At 59.9% G+C, this 18,556-nt stretch carries 13 protein-coding genes; 9 read left to right on the top strand and 4 right to left on the bottom strand.

Annotated elements, in window-relative coordinates:
* Positions 1-5 precede the first annotated feature (5 nt).
* Complete coding sequence (locus ACKPCU_RS13325) at positions 6-1,553, top strand: DHA2 family efflux MFS transporter permease subunit (RefSeq protein WP_188656500.1); 1,548 nt, start codon at positions 6-8, stop codon at positions 1,551-1,553.
* 15 nt (positions 1,554-1,568) lie between these two features.
* Here the strand turns inward: ACKPCU_RS13325 and ACKPCU_RS13320 are convergent, their stop codons facing one another.
* The gene (locus ACKPCU_RS13320) at positions 1,569-1,970 is read right to left on the bottom strand and encodes an NINE protein (protein ID WP_104739569.1); all 402 of its coding nucleotides are present in this window, start codon (positions 1,968-1,970) and stop codon (positions 1,569-1,571) included.
* 77 nt (positions 1,971-2,047) lie between these two features.
* On the opposite strand from ACKPCU_RS13320, the gene ACKPCU_RS13315 reads away from it, so the two are divergent.
* The 4 genes from ACKPCU_RS13315 to ACKPCU_RS13300 all read left to right on the top strand — a co-directional run bounded on the left by ACKPCU_RS13315 (position 2,048) and on the right by ACKPCU_RS13300 (position 5,994).
* Entirely contained in the window at positions 2,048-3,409 is a 1,362-nt protein-coding gene (locus ACKPCU_RS13315; RefSeq protein ID WP_321347372.1) for a YcjX family protein, read from the top strand.
* The gene (locus tag ACKPCU_RS13310) at positions 3,406-4,434 is read left to right on the top strand and encodes a TIGR01620 family protein (RefSeq protein WP_321347370.1); all 1,029 of its coding nucleotides are present in this window, start codon (positions 3,406-3,408) and stop codon (positions 4,432-4,434) included. The genes ACKPCU_RS13315 and ACKPCU_RS13310 overlap by 4 nt, the downstream gene beginning before the upstream one ends.
* 94 nt (positions 4,435-4,528) lie before the next feature.
* Positions 4,529-5,146 (top strand): hypothetical protein, encoded by a 618-nt coding sequence (locus ACKPCU_RS13305; protein WP_104739566.1) that lies wholly within the window; start codon positions 4,529-4,531, stop codon positions 5,144-5,146.
* Positions 5,147-5,199: 53 nt separating this feature from the next.
* Positions 5,200-5,994: an acyl-CoA thioesterase gene (locus ACKPCU_RS13300; protein WP_104739565.1), complete on the top strand. Its 795-nt coding sequence runs from the start codon at positions 5,200-5,202 to the stop codon at positions 5,992-5,994.
* 40 nt (positions 5,995-6,034) lie between these two features.
* On the opposite strand, the gene cmoB is transcribed toward ACKPCU_RS13300, so the two are convergent.
* Both cmoB and cmoA read right to left on the bottom strand, forming a co-directional pair.
* A complete protein-coding gene (gene cmoB, locus ACKPCU_RS13295; RefSeq protein WP_321347367.1) occupies positions 6,035-7,003 on the bottom strand; it encodes a tRNA 5-methoxyuridine(34)/uridine 5-oxyacetic acid(34) synthase CmoB in 969 nt (322 codons plus the stop codon).
* Complete coding sequence (cmoA, locus tag ACKPCU_RS13290; RefSeq protein WP_104739563.1) at positions 7,000-7,740, bottom strand: carboxy-S-adenosyl-L-methionine synthase CmoA; 741 nt, start codon at positions 7,738-7,740, stop codon at positions 7,000-7,002. Before cmoA ends, cmoB begins: the two co-directional genes overlap by 4 nt.
* A 336-nt stretch (positions 7,741-8,076) precedes the next feature.
* Between cmoA and ACKPCU_RS13285 the strand changes: the two genes are divergently transcribed.
* A complete protein-coding gene (locus tag ACKPCU_RS13285; RefSeq protein WP_321347364.1) occupies positions 8,077-10,071 on the top strand; it encodes a type IV pilus assembly protein FimV in 1,995 nt (664 codons plus the stop codon).
* Positions 10,072-10,122: 51 nt separating this feature from the next.
* Here ACKPCU_RS13285 and lon read toward each other — a convergent pair whose 3' ends face one another.
* The gene (lon, locus tag ACKPCU_RS13280; protein WP_321347362.1) at positions 10,123-12,525 is read right to left on the bottom strand and encodes an endopeptidase La; all 2,403 of its coding nucleotides are present in this window, start codon (positions 12,523-12,525) and stop codon (positions 10,123-10,125) included.
* 126 nt (positions 12,526-12,651) lie between these two features.
* On the opposite strand from lon, the gene ACKPCU_RS13275 reads away from it, so the two are divergent.
* The 3 genes from ACKPCU_RS13275 to putP all read left to right on the top strand — a co-directional run bounded on the left by ACKPCU_RS13275 (position 12,652) and on the right by putP (position 18,554).
* On the top strand, positions 12,652-13,419 hold the full coding sequence (locus tag ACKPCU_RS13275; RefSeq protein WP_321347360.1) for an AraC family transcriptional regulator: 768 nt from the start codon (positions 12,652-12,654) through the stop codon (positions 13,417-13,419).
* A 342-nt stretch (positions 13,420-13,761) separates the two neighbouring features.
* Positions 13,762-16,917, top strand: a complete 3,156-nt coding sequence (gene putA / locus ACKPCU_RS13270) for a bifunctional proline dehydrogenase/L-glutamate gamma-semialdehyde dehydrogenase PutA (protein ID WP_104739559.1) — start codon at positions 13,762-13,764, stop codon at positions 16,915-16,917.
* A 161-nt stretch (positions 16,918-17,078) separates the two neighbouring features.
* Positions 17,079-18,554, top strand: a complete 1,476-nt coding sequence (gene putP / locus ACKPCU_RS13265; RefSeq protein WP_104739558.1) for a sodium/proline symporter PutP — start codon at positions 17,079-17,081, stop codon at positions 18,552-18,554.
* Positions 18,555-18,556: the final 2 nt, after the last annotated feature.

The raw sequence follows: 18,556 nt of genomic DNA, 5'->3' as shown, positions 1-18,556 counted from the left end.
CCGGCATGAACGCGGAAGCGGTGCAGGGTGATAACGTGGCGATGAGACGTGGCTTGATTACGTTATCGGTGATGCTGGCGACCATCATGCAGGCGCTGGATACCACGATTGCCAACGTCGCGTTGCCCCATATGCAGGGCAGTATGGGGGCCACCCAGGACCAGATTTCCTGGGTTCTGACCTCGTACATCGTGGCCGCAGCCATCTGTATGCCGCTGACCGGCATTCTCAGCAGTCACTTCGGACGCAAGCGGGTGCTGCTCAGTGCGGTGGTAGGGTTCACCCTGGCTTCGATGCTGTGCGGTGCAGCCCAGAGTCTTGATCAGATTGTATTGTTTCGTTTGCTGCAAGGTGTTTTCGGCGCTTCTCTGGTGCCGCTATCGCAATCGGTCATGCTTGATACCTACCCGCCAGAGAAACACGGCTCGGCGATGGCTGTGTGGGGTGTTGGGGTGATGGTTGGTCCCATTCTCGGGCCATCGCTGGGCGGCTGGTTGACGGAGTACTACAACTGGCGCTGGGTGTTCTACATCAATGTGCCATTTGGCATTCTGGCCTGGCTGGGGCTGGTTGCCTTTCTGCCGGAAACCGAGACCAACCGTGGTCGGCGTTTTGATCTGACGGGGTTCTTGCTTCTGGCGCTGGGTATCGGTGCGCTACAGATGATGCTGGACCGGGGAGAGACTCTGGACTGGTTTGCCAGCTCTGAAGTCTGGATCGAGGCGGTTCTGGCCGTACTCGGTATGTACCTGTTTGTGGTGCATATCATGACCCGCCGCGAGCACCCCTTTCTTGAGCCGCAGATGTTCAGGGACCGCAATCTCTCGGTCGGGCTGATGATGATTTTTGTTGTCGGTATCATCCTGCTTGCGACCATGGCGCTGTTGCCACCTTTTCTGCAGAACCTGAAGCATTATCCGGTGATCGATGTGGGGCTGGTACTGGCGCCCCGTGGCGTCGGCACCATGGTTGCGATGATGATCGTCGGCCGGTTGTCGGGACGGGTGGATGCGCGCTGGCTGATCGGGTTGGGCTTGGGGTTGACCTGTTTTTCGCTGTGGGAAATGACGCTGTTCAATCTGGATGTCAGTCGCTTCGATATCATTCGAACCGGCATTACCCAAGGCTTCGGCCTGGGGTTTGTATTCGTGCCGCTGTCGACGCTGGCGTTCAGCACGTTGATGCCACGTTATCGCAACGATGCCACGGCCCTGTTCAGCCTTGTTCGCAATATCGGCAGCAGCATCGGTATTTCGGTTGTGGTGACCTTTCTTGCCCAGCGTACGCAGATCAACCATGCGGCGTTCAGTGACTACATCAACCCGTTCAGCCAGGCATTGCAGCAGGCCGTGGAGCAGGGGGCTTACAGTCTGGATTCGGCAGCAGGGTTGGCAAGGATAAATGGTGAAGTAACCAGGCAGGCCGCGACACTCGCCTACCTGCAGGATTTTCGCCTGATGATGTGGATCACACTGAGTGCGTTTCCGTTACTGCTGCTGTTGAAGCCGACTCGGCGCCAAAGTGCGATGAGCGCCGAGCCCGTCGAGCTCTGAGTGATGGTGCGCCGCTTACCACTCGCGGCGCATGTTTTCGACGGAAATCTGCTCGTTCAGAGTCCAGTAGTCATAGAGCACGCCCACCAGGAACAAGCCGCCGGTAAAGAAGTAGATGATTGCGGTGATCCATTTGCCCATGTACAGGCGGTGAGCACCGAAGACCCCTAGGAACGTCAGCAGGATCCAGGTCAGGTTGAAGTTGATTGGGCCGGTACGGAACCGGCGATCTGCCTCGCGGTCCATGCTGGGGATCAGAAAGAGATCGATGATCCAGCCGATGAAAAACAGCCCCAACGTGAAAAACCACAGGGTCCCGGTCCAGGGTTTTCCGTAGTAGAAGCGGTGCGCCCCCATGAACCCGAATATCCAGAGCAGGTAACCGATTGCCTTGCTGTGAGTATCCGAATATGCCATGCGGGGGGCCTCTCTCCAAAAAAGTGGGTATGTAATACTGGTCATAGACCATAAACGATTTGTGGAGTGCCTGCAGCGTGCAAAATAAAAGTGCGAACTGGTTCAAGCAAGTGGCACAGCGCGCTGAGGCGCTCGGGCAGCAGCGGCTGCGCGTAGGGGTGACGGGGCTTAGCGGCGCTGGCAAAACCACCTTTATAACCAGCCTGATCAATCAGCTGGAGAATCATCGCAAGGGGTTGCTGGCCAGACGCGCGCCCTTTGACCGACTGGAGTCCGTACGCTGGCAGCGTGAAAGCGTCGAGCAGCCTTTCCCTTATCTGGAATCCCTTTCTGCCCTGTCGTCGAATCCTGCCCGTTGGCCCGAGTCGACAGCGGACCTGTCCCGGGTGGTCATTGATCTGCGTTTTCGGCCTCAGGGCTTGCTGCGCAAAGTGCAGCCGGTAAAGCAGCTGCGACTGGAGATTCTTGACTATCCCGGTGAGTGGTTGCTTGATTTGCCCCTGCTGCAGCTGGATTACGGGCAGTGGTGCGAACAGATGGCCGACTGGCTCGAGCAGGAGCCGCGGCGTTCGCTTGCTGGCCCCTTGCGTGACCAACTGCTGGAAGTTGATCCGGCGGCGCCAGCAGACCTGCAGCAACTCGCTGACTTGAAGGCAGCCTGGTCTGACTTTCTAATGCGCTGTCGAACAGAGGCGGGTCTGTCGCGTAATCAGCCGGCGCGGTTCCTGCAGCCCGGCAGCGATGTGGCTGCCGAGATGCTGGAGTTTGTGCCACTGCTGCGGGCCAATCGGCACAGTATTGCGCCCGCGGATAGCTGGTTTGGCATCTGCTCGGGACGGTTTGACTACTACCGTGACTTCGTTGTCCGTGCCTTCTACGACGAACATTTTCGCCACCTGGATCAGCAGGTGCTGCTGGTTGACATGCTCGGACCCATGGATGCGGGTGAGGCGGCGCTGGTTGATCTGCGTGATGCCATGGAGGCGGTGCTGTCGAGCTTTGATTACGGACGTAGCGGGTTACTGGCGCGACTGCTGCGTTTTCGGCCGCGTATTCGTCGGCTGGCATTCTGTGCAACCAAGGTAGACAAGGTCAGCCCCGAGCAGCAGCGCGCGGTACAGCAATGTCTGGAAGACCTGCTGCTTGATCGCTTGGCTGAGGTTCGCCATGGCGGCGTTGAAGTGCGCGGTCTGCCATTGTCGGCAATCCGTGCCACCCGTCAGGAAGGTGACAACCTGATTGCCGGGCTGGAGGGGCAGGACGGTTGGGTACGCTACCGGCCGGGTAGTATTCCTGCCCATCTGCCCCAGTCGCTGCAGCTGGATAGCCCCGAACTGCTGCCGCTCAGACCACCGCCTGGCCTGCATCGCAGTGAGCCGTTTCCGCACTACCGAATGGACGATCTGGTGGCCTGGATCATCGAGGGGGCGCAGTTGTGAGCAGTGAAAAGAAAACGCGAATTCTGGATAGTTGGCAGGAGGAGCTGAATGAGCAGGCCAGGCGCACGACCGAGGTGCTGGACCGCTCCAATACCGTGCCTGGTGCATTCGCCGAGCCTGCCACACCTGAGCTGCCATCGACCTTGAATGCCCCGCCAGCGAGCCGCTGGCCCGGGCGCTTGCTGGCCCTTGGTGTGACCACCGCTTTGGGTGGCGCTGCCCTGCAGTGGGGGCAGTGGAGTTGGGCCGCCTGGCAATGGCAACCGCTATGGGGCGGGCTGGTTGGCGGGCTGGGCGTGGCGCTCGCGGGGAGCGGCCTGTTCGCATGGCGCGACCTGCGCAGACAGCGGCTACGCCTGAGTGCGCTGGAGCAGCTGCGTGCGGAAATGCAGCAAGCCCTGCGTGAGCATGACCAGCGCCTGGCTGTCGACTGGCTCGATCGGTTGCAGCAGGTTTATGCGGATACCCCCCTGCTCGCGAGCCTGCAACAGGCGTGTGCCGGCCTGGACGGGTCGCACACAGCCGAAGAGGTGGCGCGGCGGCTCAATCTTCAGTTTTACCAGCCAATTGATGTTCAGGCTCGTCAGATCATCCGGCAAGAGTCGGTCACCACCGGTGTACTGGTTGCTTCCAGCCCCTGGGTGGCCGTTGACCTGTTGTTGGTGGTGTGGCGGAATATTCGCCTGATGCAGCGAGTGGCGGTCTGCTACGGACTGCCGATTGGTCGCTTCAGTCGCTGGCGTCTGGCGCGTCACGTGTTGCGCAATATTGCCTTGGCCGGTGGTACTGAGGTTGCGATGAGCGCGTTGAGTGACTCTCTGCTATCCGGTTTGCTGGAAAAGGTTGCGGCGAGAATCGGGCAGGGTGTGGGAGTGGGTTTGTACAGCGCACGCCTTGGTCATTTTACCCTTGATCTCAGTCGTGCGGCGCCGTTGGCAGAACAGCAGCAGCTTATCGAGGACAATCGAGGTATTGTCAGGATGATGAAGGAGCGCCTCGGGCGCAGTATCGATGGGAGCTTATAAATCTCGACGTCGCTGGCTGGCTGAACGCTGGCTTGCTCGACAACAGCAGCGAATGGCGCGGCACCAGAATGTAGTGTCGGCGAGGCTTCGGGGCGTGCGCGATCAGTTGCTGCCAGCCAGTTGGGCAGCGCGTATGGCACGTGTTCCCGAGGTGGCTGAGGGCGAAACCGTGCGGTGGCAGCCGGGGGAGGGCTCCAGCAGTGCCGAGCTGTTGGTCTGGGTACGTCGGCTGCAGCCCTATCAGCGACGCTGGCTGGCTACCCTGCTAGATGCCTCAAGCGCCGGGGCGGTGACTCTGGTTGAGGCGGTAGAGCGGCTCCAGCTTGATTGGCGCAGTCAGCTCAATCCGCTGAAAACCCATCGCGAATATGCCGAGCAACTGGCGACGCTGGCGCATCTGCTGGGCGTTCCGGCGGCGGCAACGTCGGCTTATCTTGAGAACGAGCGCCGCATCTTTTCAGCAATTGATGAGTTGCTGTTCGGTTCCCTGCCGCTACGCCTGCGCGCTGAGCTGGCTAGCCAGCATCCGACTGGCCAGGGCTTTTATGTTAACTGGTGGTATGAGCGGTTAATGGCCCGCGCCGGGGAAAGCAACTATGACCTGGCGGGCGCTGGAGTGGCGGATTGGCCGGACGTGCCGGCGGCCTGGGTGGCGCTGGGTTGGCTGTCTGGCTTGCGGTTGGCAGGGCAGAGTGAGAGCGCTGGTCAGTGAGGGGGCTGCTGGCCTAACATAGCCGGCTTTGTCATTTCTCAGGATCTCGTTCGATGAACTTCTCTGCTCTGCTTCAGGCCTTTGATCAGTCCTCCAACGCCACTGTCACTATTCCTCCAGAGTGGGCTCAGGGCCGTGCCGGATACGGTGGTCTGGTCGCAGCGCTGGTGCTACGCGGCATGCGGTCGAGCCTGTCTGACGCTCGACCGGTGCGGTCGCTGGCGATCACCTTTGTTGGTCCGGTTCAACCGGGCGAGCCGGTGCAGGTACAAACGGAAATTCTGCGCGCAGGGCGGGCTGTCACCCAGGTGCTGGGGCGCGCGGTGCAGAACGGTCAGACGATGTGCATCGTCCAGGGCAGTTTTGGGGCTGGCCGCGAGTCCAGCGTGAATGTGGTTGCCGAGCCGGCACCCGAGGCGCCTGCCGCCGCCGATTGCCAGCGTACGCCATACGTTGAGGGCATGATGCCTAACTTCCTGCGCTATTTTGATACGCGCTGGACCTTCGGCGACTACCCGTGCACGAATAGCCGCAAGCGCGAGATGGGCGGCTGGATGCGCTTTGACGAGACCTTCGAGCACTTCGATGAAGTGCATCTGGTCGGTCTGGTTGATGTCTGGCCTCCGGCAGTGCTACCGCACCTGAAAGAGCGCGCGCCAGCCAGCTCATTGACCTGGACCATTGAGTTTGTGCAGCCGCAGCCGGCTATCGGCGTGGATGACTGGCTGCTTTACAAGGCCACCATCGAGCATGCCCGCGATGGCTACGGGCACTGTGCTGCAATGGTCTGGAACAAGACTGGAGAGCTGGTGGCGATCAGCCGTCAAACAATCGCCGTGTTTGGCTGATCGTTAGCGCGCCTGAAATACGGGGTGGCGACAGGCCGGGTCAGGTTGGTCGCTGCCCTATCAAGGTGGCGCGCAGAGGGGCTGGATGGCCTTCGATTGTTTTGTTGCTGTCGTTGGGGTCGAGAAAGGATGGCAGTGAGTTAAATCGCATCCAGTCAGTGCTGCGCTGCTCCTCAACGCTGGTCTGATTGAGGTCGACGCAGCGCACGTCCTTGAAACCCGCACGCCGCAGCATGCGCTCCAGCATGGGCACCGACGGCAGGAACCATACGTTGCGCATCTGTGCGTAACGGTCTTCCGGCAGCAAGCAGTGGTTTTCATCGCCTTCGATGACCAGCGTCTCGAGTACCAGCTCGCCACCGGGGCGCAGACAGGCCTTGAGCTGCAGCAGGTGGTCGATAGGGGAGCGCCGGTGGTAGAGCACACCCATCGAAAACACGGTGTCGAAGGCGTTGGTTGGCTCTGGTAGGTCTTCGAGGGTGAAGGGGAGTTGCCAGACCGGGGCCTTGGGCAAATAGTGCTTCACCGCTTCGAACTGGTTGAGAAACAGCAGGTTCGGGTCGACACCGATTACCATCGCGGCGCCAGCGTGCCACATGCGCCACATGTAGTAGCCATTGCCACAGCCAATGTCCAGCACCCGGCGACCGCGCAGGTCGATATGCGGTGCTACCCGTTCCCACTTCCAGTCTGAGCGCCACTCGGTGTCGATGTGCACCCCGAACAGGTGGAATGGCCCCTTGCGCCAGGGATGCAGCCCCTGCAGTGCATCATACAACTGCTGCTGTGTCTGGGTGTCCAGCGGCGGGGCATCGAGCGCGACGCTGTGACTGAAATCGTGCCGTACGCCATCCAGTGGCGGCAGATTGCGCAGACTGTGTTGCCAGCGTTCCAGGTCGCCATGTTGCAGCTCGGCCAGTCGGGCCTGCAGCCCTTCTGCGAGCGGCGCATGCCAGCTGGCCAATGGTGAGTTCTTCAGGGTATCGAGCAGAGGGCTGTAATCAATCACGTATGGGCAATCATCGAGCAGAAGTTAAGACACTGAAACCACAGGTGACTGTGGCTGAAGCCGGCGTCGCGCAACCGCTGCTGGTGCACCTCGAGCGGATCCGGGCGCATCACGTTTTCAATTGCGGTGCGTTTCTGGGCAATTTCCAGCTCACTATAGCCGTTAGCGCGCTTGAACGCGTAGTGCAGTGACTCCAGTGCATTTTGGGTCTGGCTGTCGGTGAAGTTGAGCTTCTCTGACAGTACCAGCACGCCGCCGGGCAGCAGTGCCTTGCGGATACGCTGCAACAGCGCCAGGCGCTGGTGCGTGGGAATGAACTGGAGGGTGAAGTTCAGCACGACCATTGAGCAGGGTTGCAGCGTCAGAGCGTTAATGTCTGCCGTAATGACCTCTGCAGGAATGGCCTCTTCGAGCATTGCGTCCTGAGCACTGAGGTATTCTCGGCAACGTTCGCTCATGGCTTCGGCGTTGTCGACGGCGATGATGCGGCAGCCGTTCAGCGGCAGGTGGCGGCGCATTGACTGGGTGGCTGCGCCAAGGGAGCAGCCGAGGTCATAAATCAGAGTGCCGGGTTGTGCATACTGCCCGGCGATGACGCCAATGCTCTCGATGATCGTTGGGTAGCCAGGCACTGAACGCTTGATCATGTCCGGAAAGACGCGCGCGACGGCGTCGTCGAAGCGGAAGTCATCGACCTTACTGATGGGGCTGGCAAACAGCTTGTCTACCTCGGACATGGCGGAATCCCGGGTGGCATCGTGAGGGGGCGCATTTTAACCGAAGTCGGCTGCCTTGACAGGATGGACTGCTGATTGCTTGACTGCAGGATAGAATGTGTACTGCGTCACGCGGCCAAAATATTGGCTTTGTGTACCTTGTGCGGTCTTTTTGTATTGTTTTCTGACATTAGGCAATGGCTCGGCATTCGTTTCCGCGCAGCTAACTGGCATACTAGTGGCCTGGTGGCTTTACGCAGGACAGGAAGTCTTCGGCAACGGGTCGCTGTTCACAAAAGCAATGGATGCACGGGTGTCCGGTCCTGATCGGAGCCCTCAGTTAAATGAGGAAAGGGTATGGCAGTTAAACGCCAGATAGTCCTGGGCGCTGCTTCGCTGGCAGCACTGTACGCGGGGGTGGCAGGAGCGCTGGGGCTGGGTACACTCCAGCTTGAATCGGCACTGAATCAACCGCTCAATGCCGTCATCGAGTTGCAGGGAGCTGAAGGGCTTGGCCCGGAAGATGTGGTGGTAAGGCTGGCGCAAACCACAGATTTTGAAAACGCTGGCATCGATAAGCCGTATTTCCTCAACGACCTGCGTTTCACCCCGGTGCTGCAGAATCGCCGCTTGACGGTTCAGGTTCGCTCGAGTCAGCCGGTACGTGAACCCTATCTGAATTTTCTGGTGGAGCTGCGTCGTCCCAACGGCCGTATGCTGCGTGAATACACGGTGCTGCTTGATCCGCCGCTATATGGATCGAGTGCGCCAGCGGCGGTCAGCAGTGCGCCGGCTGCCGCTCCGGTGCGTTCTTCCCCCAGTGCCCCGGTCGCTGCCGCTCCGCGTCAGCAGCCGGTGTTACCAAATTTGACGCCGCAACCGGACGCGGGCAGCTACACCACTGTTTCCGGCGACTCGCTGTGGGGAATCGCCGAGCGCAGTCGCCCGGTATCGAGTGTCTCTGTCCGCGAGACCATGACCGCGATTCATGCGCTCAATCAGCAGGCTTTTGTGGATGGCGACATCAACCGTCTGAAAGTCGGCCAGACGCTGGTTTTGCCAACGGCAGCGCAGCTGGGTGTTACTGATGGGCAGGCTCCCGAGTCGGAGCCGGCTGCTGCGCCCGCGCCCGCAGCACCATCCGCACAGGACAACGCGCAGCAGCAGGTTGCCGATGTCTCTGCCGAAGATGTCGGTGAGACGCCCGCTGAGGCACCGATGACTTCCGCAGCCGGTGACCAGGGGCGCCTGCGTATTGAGGAGGAGGCCGTCAGTGACTCCGAGGCAGAAGCGGCGTTGTTGGCATCCCGACTGAACGAGCTGGAAGGCCGTTTTAACACCCTGCTAAGCGAACTCGATAGCCGTGATCGCCAGATTGCCGCGCTGCAGGCTGAGCTGGATGTACTGCACGCCGCCCGGGAAGCCGAAGAAGCTGCCGCCACTCAGACTCAGGCCGGCGGCACGCTTGGCAGCGGTGATGGTGGTGATGCCGTATCGCCGACAGGGAGTGATGATCCCGCCGCCGGTGCAGTGGCCGCTGAGGTACCGGCTGCTTCCGAGCAGTCCGGTTCGTCCTTCGCCTGGTGGTCTGTGCTGCTCGCAGTATTGGCGTTTCTGATTGGTTGGGTTGTGGCACGTACGCGCGGCAAGGGGCAGTCAGCGAAACACCGGGCTCCGTCAACACCGACTGCCCCGGTTGGGCGACCGGTGTTTGCCGATGCTACGTCGTCTGAGCCTCGGGTTGCTGCCTCTGCAGCACCGGCTGCGACTGCAGCTGCTGTGGTTGGTGCAGCGGCCGCAGACGAGCAGAACGATCTGGGCGGAATCGAGCTGTATATCACTTACGGCCGTTTTGCCGAGGCGCGTGATGCCCTAGACAAGGCGATTAGTGAAGAGCCCGAACGTCTTGAATTGCGCTTCAAGCAAGCCCGGGTGATGGGCGAACTGGGCGATTCAGAAGGTTTTGCGGAGCAGGCTGAGGCTATTCAACGGCTCGGTGGTGACATGCAGCGGGTCGATCAACTGCGGTTGCGTTTCCCGCAGCTCGACCAGGCGACTGCGCCGGTTGATACTGTTGAGAATGTGCTGGACTCGGAGCCGGTCGATGGTGATCTGGCCGATTCGCAACTGAATCTGAATGATTTCACGCTGGACCCTGACTGGGACCTGATCGAGGGCCTGACGCCGGCGCCTGTGCGCAAGAATAACCGGCTGGATCCTATTGCAATTGATGATGAGGCGTTCGAAAGCAGCTTGCACGAGTTTCCAGAAATCGAGGAGCTGGATGATCTGGATGAGCTCGATCATCCCGACCGCGTCAGTACGCTCGATAGCGAGCAGGACAAGCACTGAGTAGTAATTGAGCAAAAAAGGCGACCTGATGGTCGCCTTTTTTGTGTCCGCTCAGGCAAACAGGTGCTTGGCGACATCGCGGAAGTGGGTGGCAAAGTGAACGGTCATACCTTCACGCAAGTACTCCGGCAATTCCTCGTAATCGCCTTGGTTCGCTGCCGGCAGAATCAGTTCGTGAATACGCTGGCGACGTGCGGCAATCACCTTTTCGCGAATACCGCCCACGGGCAGCACGTGTCCTGTGAGGGTGATCTCGCCGGTCATAGCCAGGCCGCTGCGCGGTGCCTGCTGGCGGGCCAGTGAAAGCAGCGCGCTGGCGATGGTGATTCCGGCGGAAGGGCCATCCTTGGGTGTTGCTCCCTCCGGCACGTGCAGATGCACGAACGCTTCATCGAAAAAGCTCTGGTCTGCCTTGTAGTCGGCGAGGTTGGCGCACAAATAGCTGTAGGCGATTTCTGCCGACTCTTTCATCACATCGCCCAACTGACCGGTCAGCTTGAAGCCACGGTTGAGGGTATGAATGCGGGTTGCCTCGACGGGCAAGGTGGCGCCGCCCATCGAAGTCCAGGCCAGGCCGGTGATGATGCCGGTGCCCTTGAGCTGTTTCTCGGTGCGGAATGCCGGCGTACCGAGCAGTCGCTTCAGGTCTGCCGGTTTGATGCTGATACGCGTTTCCGGTTGCTCCAGCAGTTGCACCACGGATTTGCGGACCAGCTTGCCTAGCTGTTTGTCGAGGTTGCGCACGCCAGCTTCGCGAGCGTACCCCTCGATCACCTCACGCAGTGCCTTGTCGGTAATCCGCAGTTGGCTCTTGCGCAGGCCGGCGCGTTCCAGCTGGCGTGGCCAGAGGTGGTGCTTGGCGATTGCCAGCTTTTCCTCGCCGATGTAGCCAGACAGGCGAATCACATCCATGCGGTCGAGCAGCGGGCCGGGAATATTGTCGAGCGTGTTGGCGGTACAAACAAATAGCACGTTGGATAGATCCAGCCGCAGGTCCAGATAGTGATCGAGGAACTGGCTGTTTTGTTCTGGATCAAGCGTTTCCAATAGCGCCGATGCCGGGTCACCCTGATGGCTGGCGCCCAGCTTGTCGATCTCGTCCAGCATGATGACCGGGTTCATCACTCCAACGTCCTTCAGAGCCTGGACGAACTTGCCAGGCATAGCTCCGATGTAGGTCCGTCTGTGTCCCTTGATCTCGGCTTCGTCGCGCATGCCGCCAACGCTGAAGCGATAGAAGGGGCGATCCAGGCTTTCGGCGATAGATCGGCCAATACTGGTTTTCCCGACGCCGGGCGGGCCGACCAGCAGGATGATTGAGCCGGAGATCGAACCTCGAAACGCGCCGACGGCAAGAAACTCGAGAATGCGGCTTTTGACGTCTTCCAGGCCATCGTGGTCGCGATCGAGAATACGTCGTGCGTGCTTGAGATCAATCCGGTCGGGATGGGTGATACCCCAGGGCAGGGCGGTCGCCCAGTCCAGATAGTTACGAGTCACCGCATACTCGGGGGAACCAGTCTCCAGCACAGACAATTTGTTCAACTCGTCATCAATACGCTGTGCGACCGCATCCGGCAGGGTTTTGCCCTCAAGACGCTGACGGAACTGTTCAACGTCCGCAGTACGGTCATCCTTCGACATGCCGAGTTCTTTCTGGATGATCTTGAGTTGCTCCTTGAGAAAGAACTTGCGCTGGTGTTCTCCCAGATTGCGGTTCACCTCTGCGGTAATTTCGCCCTGTAGCCGGGCAACGTCGATTTCCTTTTTCAGCAGCACCAGTACCTTTTCCATCCGGCGCAGGACGCCGACGGTATCAAGCACGTCTTGCAGCTCGCCGCCTTTGGCTGAGGTGAGCGCGGCGGCAAAGTCCGATAGCGGTGACGGGTCGTTTGGGCTGAACCGGTTCAGGTAATTCTTCAGCTCTTCGCTGTATAGCGGGTTGAGTGGCAGCAGCTCCTTGATCGCGTTGATCAGGGCCATTGCATAGGCGCGCACCTCGTCGCGCTCATCGGCGGGCGAGCGGGGGTATTCAACCTCGACCAGGTAGGGTGGCTTGCGACTCAACCATTGGGTAATGCGCACTCGAGTCAGGCCCTGGGCGATGAACTGGATCTTGCCGTCCTCGCGCACGGCGTGGTGCATGCGTACCGCGCAACCGGTAGTGGGCAGCTGGGACGGGTCAAGCTTGCCATCCGCAGGCAACGGGCCGTCAACATAGAACAGGGACAGGGCCTTGTGCTGTGTGCTGGCTACGCGTTCGATGGTTTCGTGCCACGGGTTGTCATTGACCACGACGGGCATGACCTGGGCAGGGAAGAATGGCCGATTGTTGATCGGCAGCAAGTACAGTTTGTCCGGTAGGTTCTGCTCGGGCAGAACAAGCCCGGTGCCTTGGGCCTCATTGGCATCCTCGGCGACGTGTTCAATGTAATCGGTATCCTGATTGCTCATCGGCTCACCTTGTATGTGCGGCTCATGGACAAGAAATGGCGACGGCGCCGGGCGATTTCAATAGCGGAAATGTGTAGCATTTTGTGGCAGGATGGGGGCCGTTATCTCATTTCTGCTTTGCGCCCGATGCGAACCCGAATACTGGATCTGCCCGTTCAGACTGCCATTCATGAGCACCCCGAACACCAGTTGGTGATCGGCCTGAGCGGCTGCGCCGATTTTGAAGTGCAGGGGCAGGGTGGGGCGGTTAACCGGTTACATGCCTGTGTTGTGCCGGGTGGTGAGGCGCACGCCTTTTCCGGGCGTGGCCACAATCACATGTTGATCATGGATCTGCCGGTAGGCGTTGCTGATCATGGGCTCGAATACAGCATGGCGCGGTTGTTTGAGCGGCCGCGCTTTTTGCAGCTGGATCATCAGTTGCAGGGGCTGCTGGACTTTGCTCAACACGCGCTGGCTGATCCGAGTCCCGATCAGGATGGCCTGACCTGGCACCTCGGCGGCGTGTTGCTGGCGGCGCTCCAGCGTCGGGTTTCAGACACGCTGGTTGAGGCCCCACGACGCAGTGCGCTCAATTCGGCAGAGCTGCAGCGTCTGGATGCTTATGTTGCGGCCAATCTGGATCATCCGATCAGCGTTGCGGCGCTCGCTGCTCAAGTGTGCGTCAGCAGTAGCCATTTTCATGCGCTATTTCGTGAGTCTACCGGGGTAACGCCCCATCAGTATGTACTCGCACTGCGTTTGCGGGAGGCATCACGGCTGCTTCAGGAAACCGAGTTGCCGGTAGCAGAGGTTGCCAGTCGCTGTGGGTTTTCCAGTCAAAGTGCATTGACGCACGCCGTGCGGCGGCAGTGGGGGCAGACGCCTAGGGCTCTACGCTTGGGACGGGCCTGAGTTGCTGGTCAAATTACTCCATTAGCTGACTCGACGCGCCAGCCGGTGCTATGCAGTCTCCTCTTCGTGTCCCGATGCGCTGTCCTATGCTCCTCTGCAGCGCTGCTGCCTTCCGAGCTTTTGACAAAAACATCAGAGATTTCTGCAAGATTCCTCGGTTCTGCGCTTCTACAGTCGACTGCCGGCCTTTGACTGCCCGGAGGGCGGTCGGCTTCGTGCCGGTTCAATCACAACAAACGGGATGATTCGTCCTCTACGCTCGTATGGTCTAGGGTTGTAAGTAGGCGAACTCATATGTCCGCATCCCGCTGTCGGGAGTGGTCAATCCAGGAGCATGCCAGAATGTTTAAAGCCAGCGAGGCGCTGCAGGGCGATTTCCTGCGCAGTCAGCCAAGTGAATTTCTGCACAGGGTCAGTGCCAACTACGCCGTTGATGAAGACGATTATCTGCGCGAGCTGATCGAGTTGGCGCAGAGTCAGGACCTGAGCGCGATTGCGCGCAAGGCCAATCAACTGATTGTCGATGTACGCAAGCGTGACAACGCGGTCGACAGCATTGATGCGCTGTTGCAGCAATACAGTCTGGATACCCAGGAAGGCATCATGCTGATGTGTCTGGCCGAGGCGTTGCTGCGGGTGCCGGATGGCGATACCGCCGATGCGCTTATCCGCGACAAATTGAATGCCGCGCAGTGGGATCGCCACCTCGGGCAGAGCGAGCACACGCTGGTCAACGCCGCTGCATGGGGCCTGGTGATGACCGGCAAGGTGGTCAACATGGATCAGCGTCAGGACGGGACGCCGGGCACTGTACTGGGCCGTCTGATCAAGCGCAGCGGTGAACCTGTCATCCGCGCTGCGATGATGCAGGCAATGAAAATCATGGGTCGCCAGTTCGTCCTTGGTCGCACCATCACCGAGGCGTTGAAGAATGGTAAGCCGCAGCGTGACGAGGGCTACACCTACTCGTTTGACATGCTCGGCGAAGCTGCGCTGACCCGTGCCGATGCCGACAAGTATTTCCAGGATTACAGCAAGGCGATCGCCGCGCTGGTAGAAGACAAATACAAGGGGCGCAGCCCGAAGCCGACCATCTCTATCAAGCTGTCTGCCCTGCACCCGCACTACGAAGCGGCGCGCGAAGAGCAGGTGTTGCAAGAGCTGGGCGACAGCGTCCTGGCGCTGGTGCGCCAGGCCCGTGTCGGTGATGTGGGTATTACTATCGACGCCGAAGAGGCCGATCGCCTTGAGCTGTCACTGAAACTGTTCGAACGCGTGTATCGCCACCCTGACGTGCAGGGCTGGGGTAACTTCGGTCTGGTGGTTCAGGCCTATTCCAAGCGTGCGTTACCGGTTCTGTGCTGGTTGACACTGGTTGCGCGCTCCCAGGGCGACCGTATTCCGGTTCGGCTGGTCAAAGGGGCCTACTGGGACTCCGAGATCAAGTGGTCGCAACAGGCTGGTTTGAGCAGTTATCCGGTATTTACCCGTAAGGAGGCGACCGACGTCTCCTATCTGGCATGCGCCCGCTACTTGCTCAGCCCGTTGACCGAAGGTCATATCTATCCGCAGTTCGCTACCCATAATGCCCATACCGTCACCTGCATTCTGGATCTGGCCGGCCGCCGCGAATTCGAATTCCAGCGCCTGCACGGCATGGGCGATGCGCTGTATGACACCGTGATCGAACAGGCCAAATGTCCGGTCCGTATTTATGCGCCAGTCGGGGCCCACAAGGATCTGCTGCCGTACCTGGTTCGACGTCTGCTCGAAAACGGTGCCAACTCATCGTTTGTTCATAAGCTGGTTGATCCACGGGTGCCGGTGGATAGCCTCACCGCACATCCGGTAACTGCGCTCAAGCGCCACGCATCGCTGGCCAATCCGCGTATCCCGCTGCCACCGGCACTGTACGGTGAATCACGTCGTAACTCCCGGGGCGTCAACATGAATATCCTCAGTGAATGGCTGCCTCTGAAAGACGAGCTGGATAAGTGGTGGGATGCTCGCTGGACCGGTGCGCCACTGGTTAATGGCAAGCGGTTGGAAGGTGAAGTGCGTGCGGTTATGTGCCCCTACGAGCTGAGCCATCAGGTCGGTGAGGTGGTCTGGGCCTCGGCTGATCAGACCCGGGCGGCGATTGATGATCTGAGCGGCGCATTTGTGCGCTGGAATGCCACCCCGGTTGATGAACGTGCGGCTATTCTCGAGCGCGCCGCCGACAAGCTAGAAGAGCATATGCCCGAGCTGATGGCGCTCTGTACCCGTGAGGCCGGCAAGCTGCTGCAAGACGGTATCGATGAAGTGCGCGAAGCGGTCGACTTCTGCCGTTTCTACGCGATGCAGGCGCGTCAGCGCTTCGCCACCATCACGCTGCCTGGGCCGACGGGTGAAAGCAACGAGCTCTACCTGCAAGGCCGCGGTGTCTTCGCCTGTATCAGCCCGTGGAACTTCCCGCTGGCCATTTTCTTGGGTCAGGTCAGCGCTGCACTGGTTTGCGGTAACACCGTGGTTGCCAAACCGGCCGAACAGACCAGTCTTGTCGCCGTACGTTGTGTCGAACTAATGCACGAAGCCGGTTTGCCGGGTGACGTGCTTGCACTGCTGCCGGGTGATGGCGCACAGGTTGGCAGTGTCATCACTTCGGACCCGCGTATCGCCGGTGTGGCCTTCACTGGCTCCACCCAGACTGCACATGTGATCAACCGCGCGCTGGCCGCCCGCAACGGCGCGATTGCGCCGATGATCGCCGAGACTGGCGGTCAGAATGCAATGATCGTCGACTCCACTGCGTTGCCGGAGCAGGTCGTCAACGATGTTGTCAGTTCTGCGTTCCAGAGTGCCGGCCAGCGCTGTTCGGCGCTGCGCGTTCTGTTCGTGCAGGAAGATATTGCCGAGCGCGTTATTGAGCTGCTCAAAGGGGCGATGGCTGAGCTGCATGTGGGTGACCCGGCACGTCGCGATACTGATGTTGGCCCGGTGATTGACGCCGATGCTCGTGACGGGCTGCTCAAGCATGTACGTGAGATGAAGCAGGCAGGTTGCCTGATCGCCGAGACCCCGGTACCTGAGTCGCTGAATGGCCATTTTGTCGCCCCGGTTGCCTTCCGTCTGGATAGCATCAACGAGTTGAGCGACGAGCACTTTGGGCCAATTCTGCACGTGGTGACCTGGCGTGCACGTGACCTGGACAAGATCATTGATGATATCAACGCCACCGGCTTTGGCTTGACCCTTGGCGTGCATTCACGCAACGAGGATACTGCCGAGCATATTGATGCGCGGGTACGAATTGGTAATGTGTACATCAATCGCAACCAGATCGGTGCGGTGGTTGGCGTGCAGCCTTTCGGTGGTCAGGGGCTTTCAGGTACGGGGCCGAAGGCGGGTGGTCCGCACTATCTGCTACGGTTTGTCACTGAGCGCACGCGGACAATCAACACCACTGCGGTGGGGGGCAACGCCAGTCTGCTGTCGCTAGGTGATGGGGAACCTTAATAACTGGCAAAGAAGCAACAGGGATAGATGAGCAGCAAGGACAGTTCAGCAACCATGGATGCGAGAGCGGCTCGCGCTGACGACATTGACCGTCATGGTGCCGGCGGGTGTGCAGTCCGCCGGCGAGACCGATTCAAGCATCTCTAAGAGAGAGAATAAAAATGGAAGGTAATACTGCAGTCGTTACGGCGACGTTTATTGTGTACATCGGGGTGATGCTCGCGTTGGGCTATATTGCCTACAAGCGCACCACTAACCTGTCGGACTACATCCTCGGTGGGCGCTCGCTCGGTCCGGGCACTGCAGCACTGTCTGCCGGCGCGTCGGATATGAGTGGTTGGCTGTTGCTGGGCTTGCCGGGTTACGCGCTGTCTGCCGGCTATGAAGCGTCCTGGATCGCTCTCGGTCTGCTCGTCGGAACCTGGGCGAACTGGCTGATCGTCGCGCGGCGTCTGCGGGTCTACTCGCATCTGGCCAGTGATTCGCTGACCCTGCCAGCCTATTTTGAGAACCGGTTTGAAGATAACAGCCGCCTGTTGCGGGTGATTTCTGCTGTCTTCATCCTGCTGTTCTTCCTGTTCTACACCAGCTCCGGGCTGGTTGCTGCCGGCAAGCTGTTTGAAAGCACCTTTGGTTTCGGCTACGAGGTTGCTGTGGTTGTTGGCACCCTGGCGATCATTTCCTACACCTTCTTTGGTGGCTTCCTGGCGGTATCCTGGACCGATGTGATTCAGGGGCTGCTGATGGCGGCGGCATTGGTCGTGGTGCCGGTGATGGCGCTTAATGTTGTTGGTGGCTGGGACGCGGTGCACGGGGCAATGGAAGCACGCAACCCTGAACTGCTGAACCTCTGGACCAATGTAGAAGGCGAGCCGCTGGGTTTTGTGGCGATTATCTCGCTGCTGGGCTGGGGGCTCGGTTACTTTGGTCAGCCGCACATTCTGGCGCGCTTCAAGGCCATCGAGAGCGATGCTGCGCTGCCGACTGCGCGTCGCATTGCTGTGCTGTGGACCGGCGTTTGCCTGCTGGCATCGCTGGTGATTGGCTGGATCGGTATCGGCTACTTCGGAGAGGAAGGTCTGGCTGACGCAGAGACGGTGTTCCTGGCCTTGGTTCAGGCACTGATGCACCCGCTGGTTGCCGGTATTCTGCTGGCTGCGGTGCTGGCCGCGATCATGTCCACTGCCGATTCGCAGTTGCTGGTGTCGTCATCTGCTCTGGCGGAAGACTTCTATAAGGCGCTGTTCCGTCGCGATGCCTCCCAGCAGGAGCTGGTTTGGGTCGGTCGCGCGGCGGTGATCGGTATCGCCGCTCTCGCGCTGGTGTTTGCCTTTAACCCTGAAAGCACCGTACTGGGCCTGGTTTCCTACGCCTGGGCAGGCTTTGGGGCGGCCTTTGGGCCGGCGATCATCCTGTCACTGTTCTGGCGCCGGATGAACCGCTTCGGTGCGCTGGCCGGCATTATCGTTGGTGGTGTTACCGTTGTGGTCTGGAAGCAGATTGACAGCATTGGTCTGTACGAGATCATCCCGGGCTTTATTCTGGCAACCATCGCGATTGTTGTGGTGACTCTGGTTACTCCGGCCCCGGAAGGCAAGGTAACTGATCAGTTCGATGACATGGCCTCTCGGTTCTAATC

It is taken from the genome of Halopseudomonas oceani (assembly GCF_963677335.1).
GTDB lineage: Bacteria > Pseudomonadota > Gammaproteobacteria > Pseudomonadales > Pseudomonadaceae > Halopseudomonas > Halopseudomonas oceani.
Note: the sequence above shows the minus strand (reverse complement) of the source record. Positions and strands in the feature narration are given on the sequence as shown.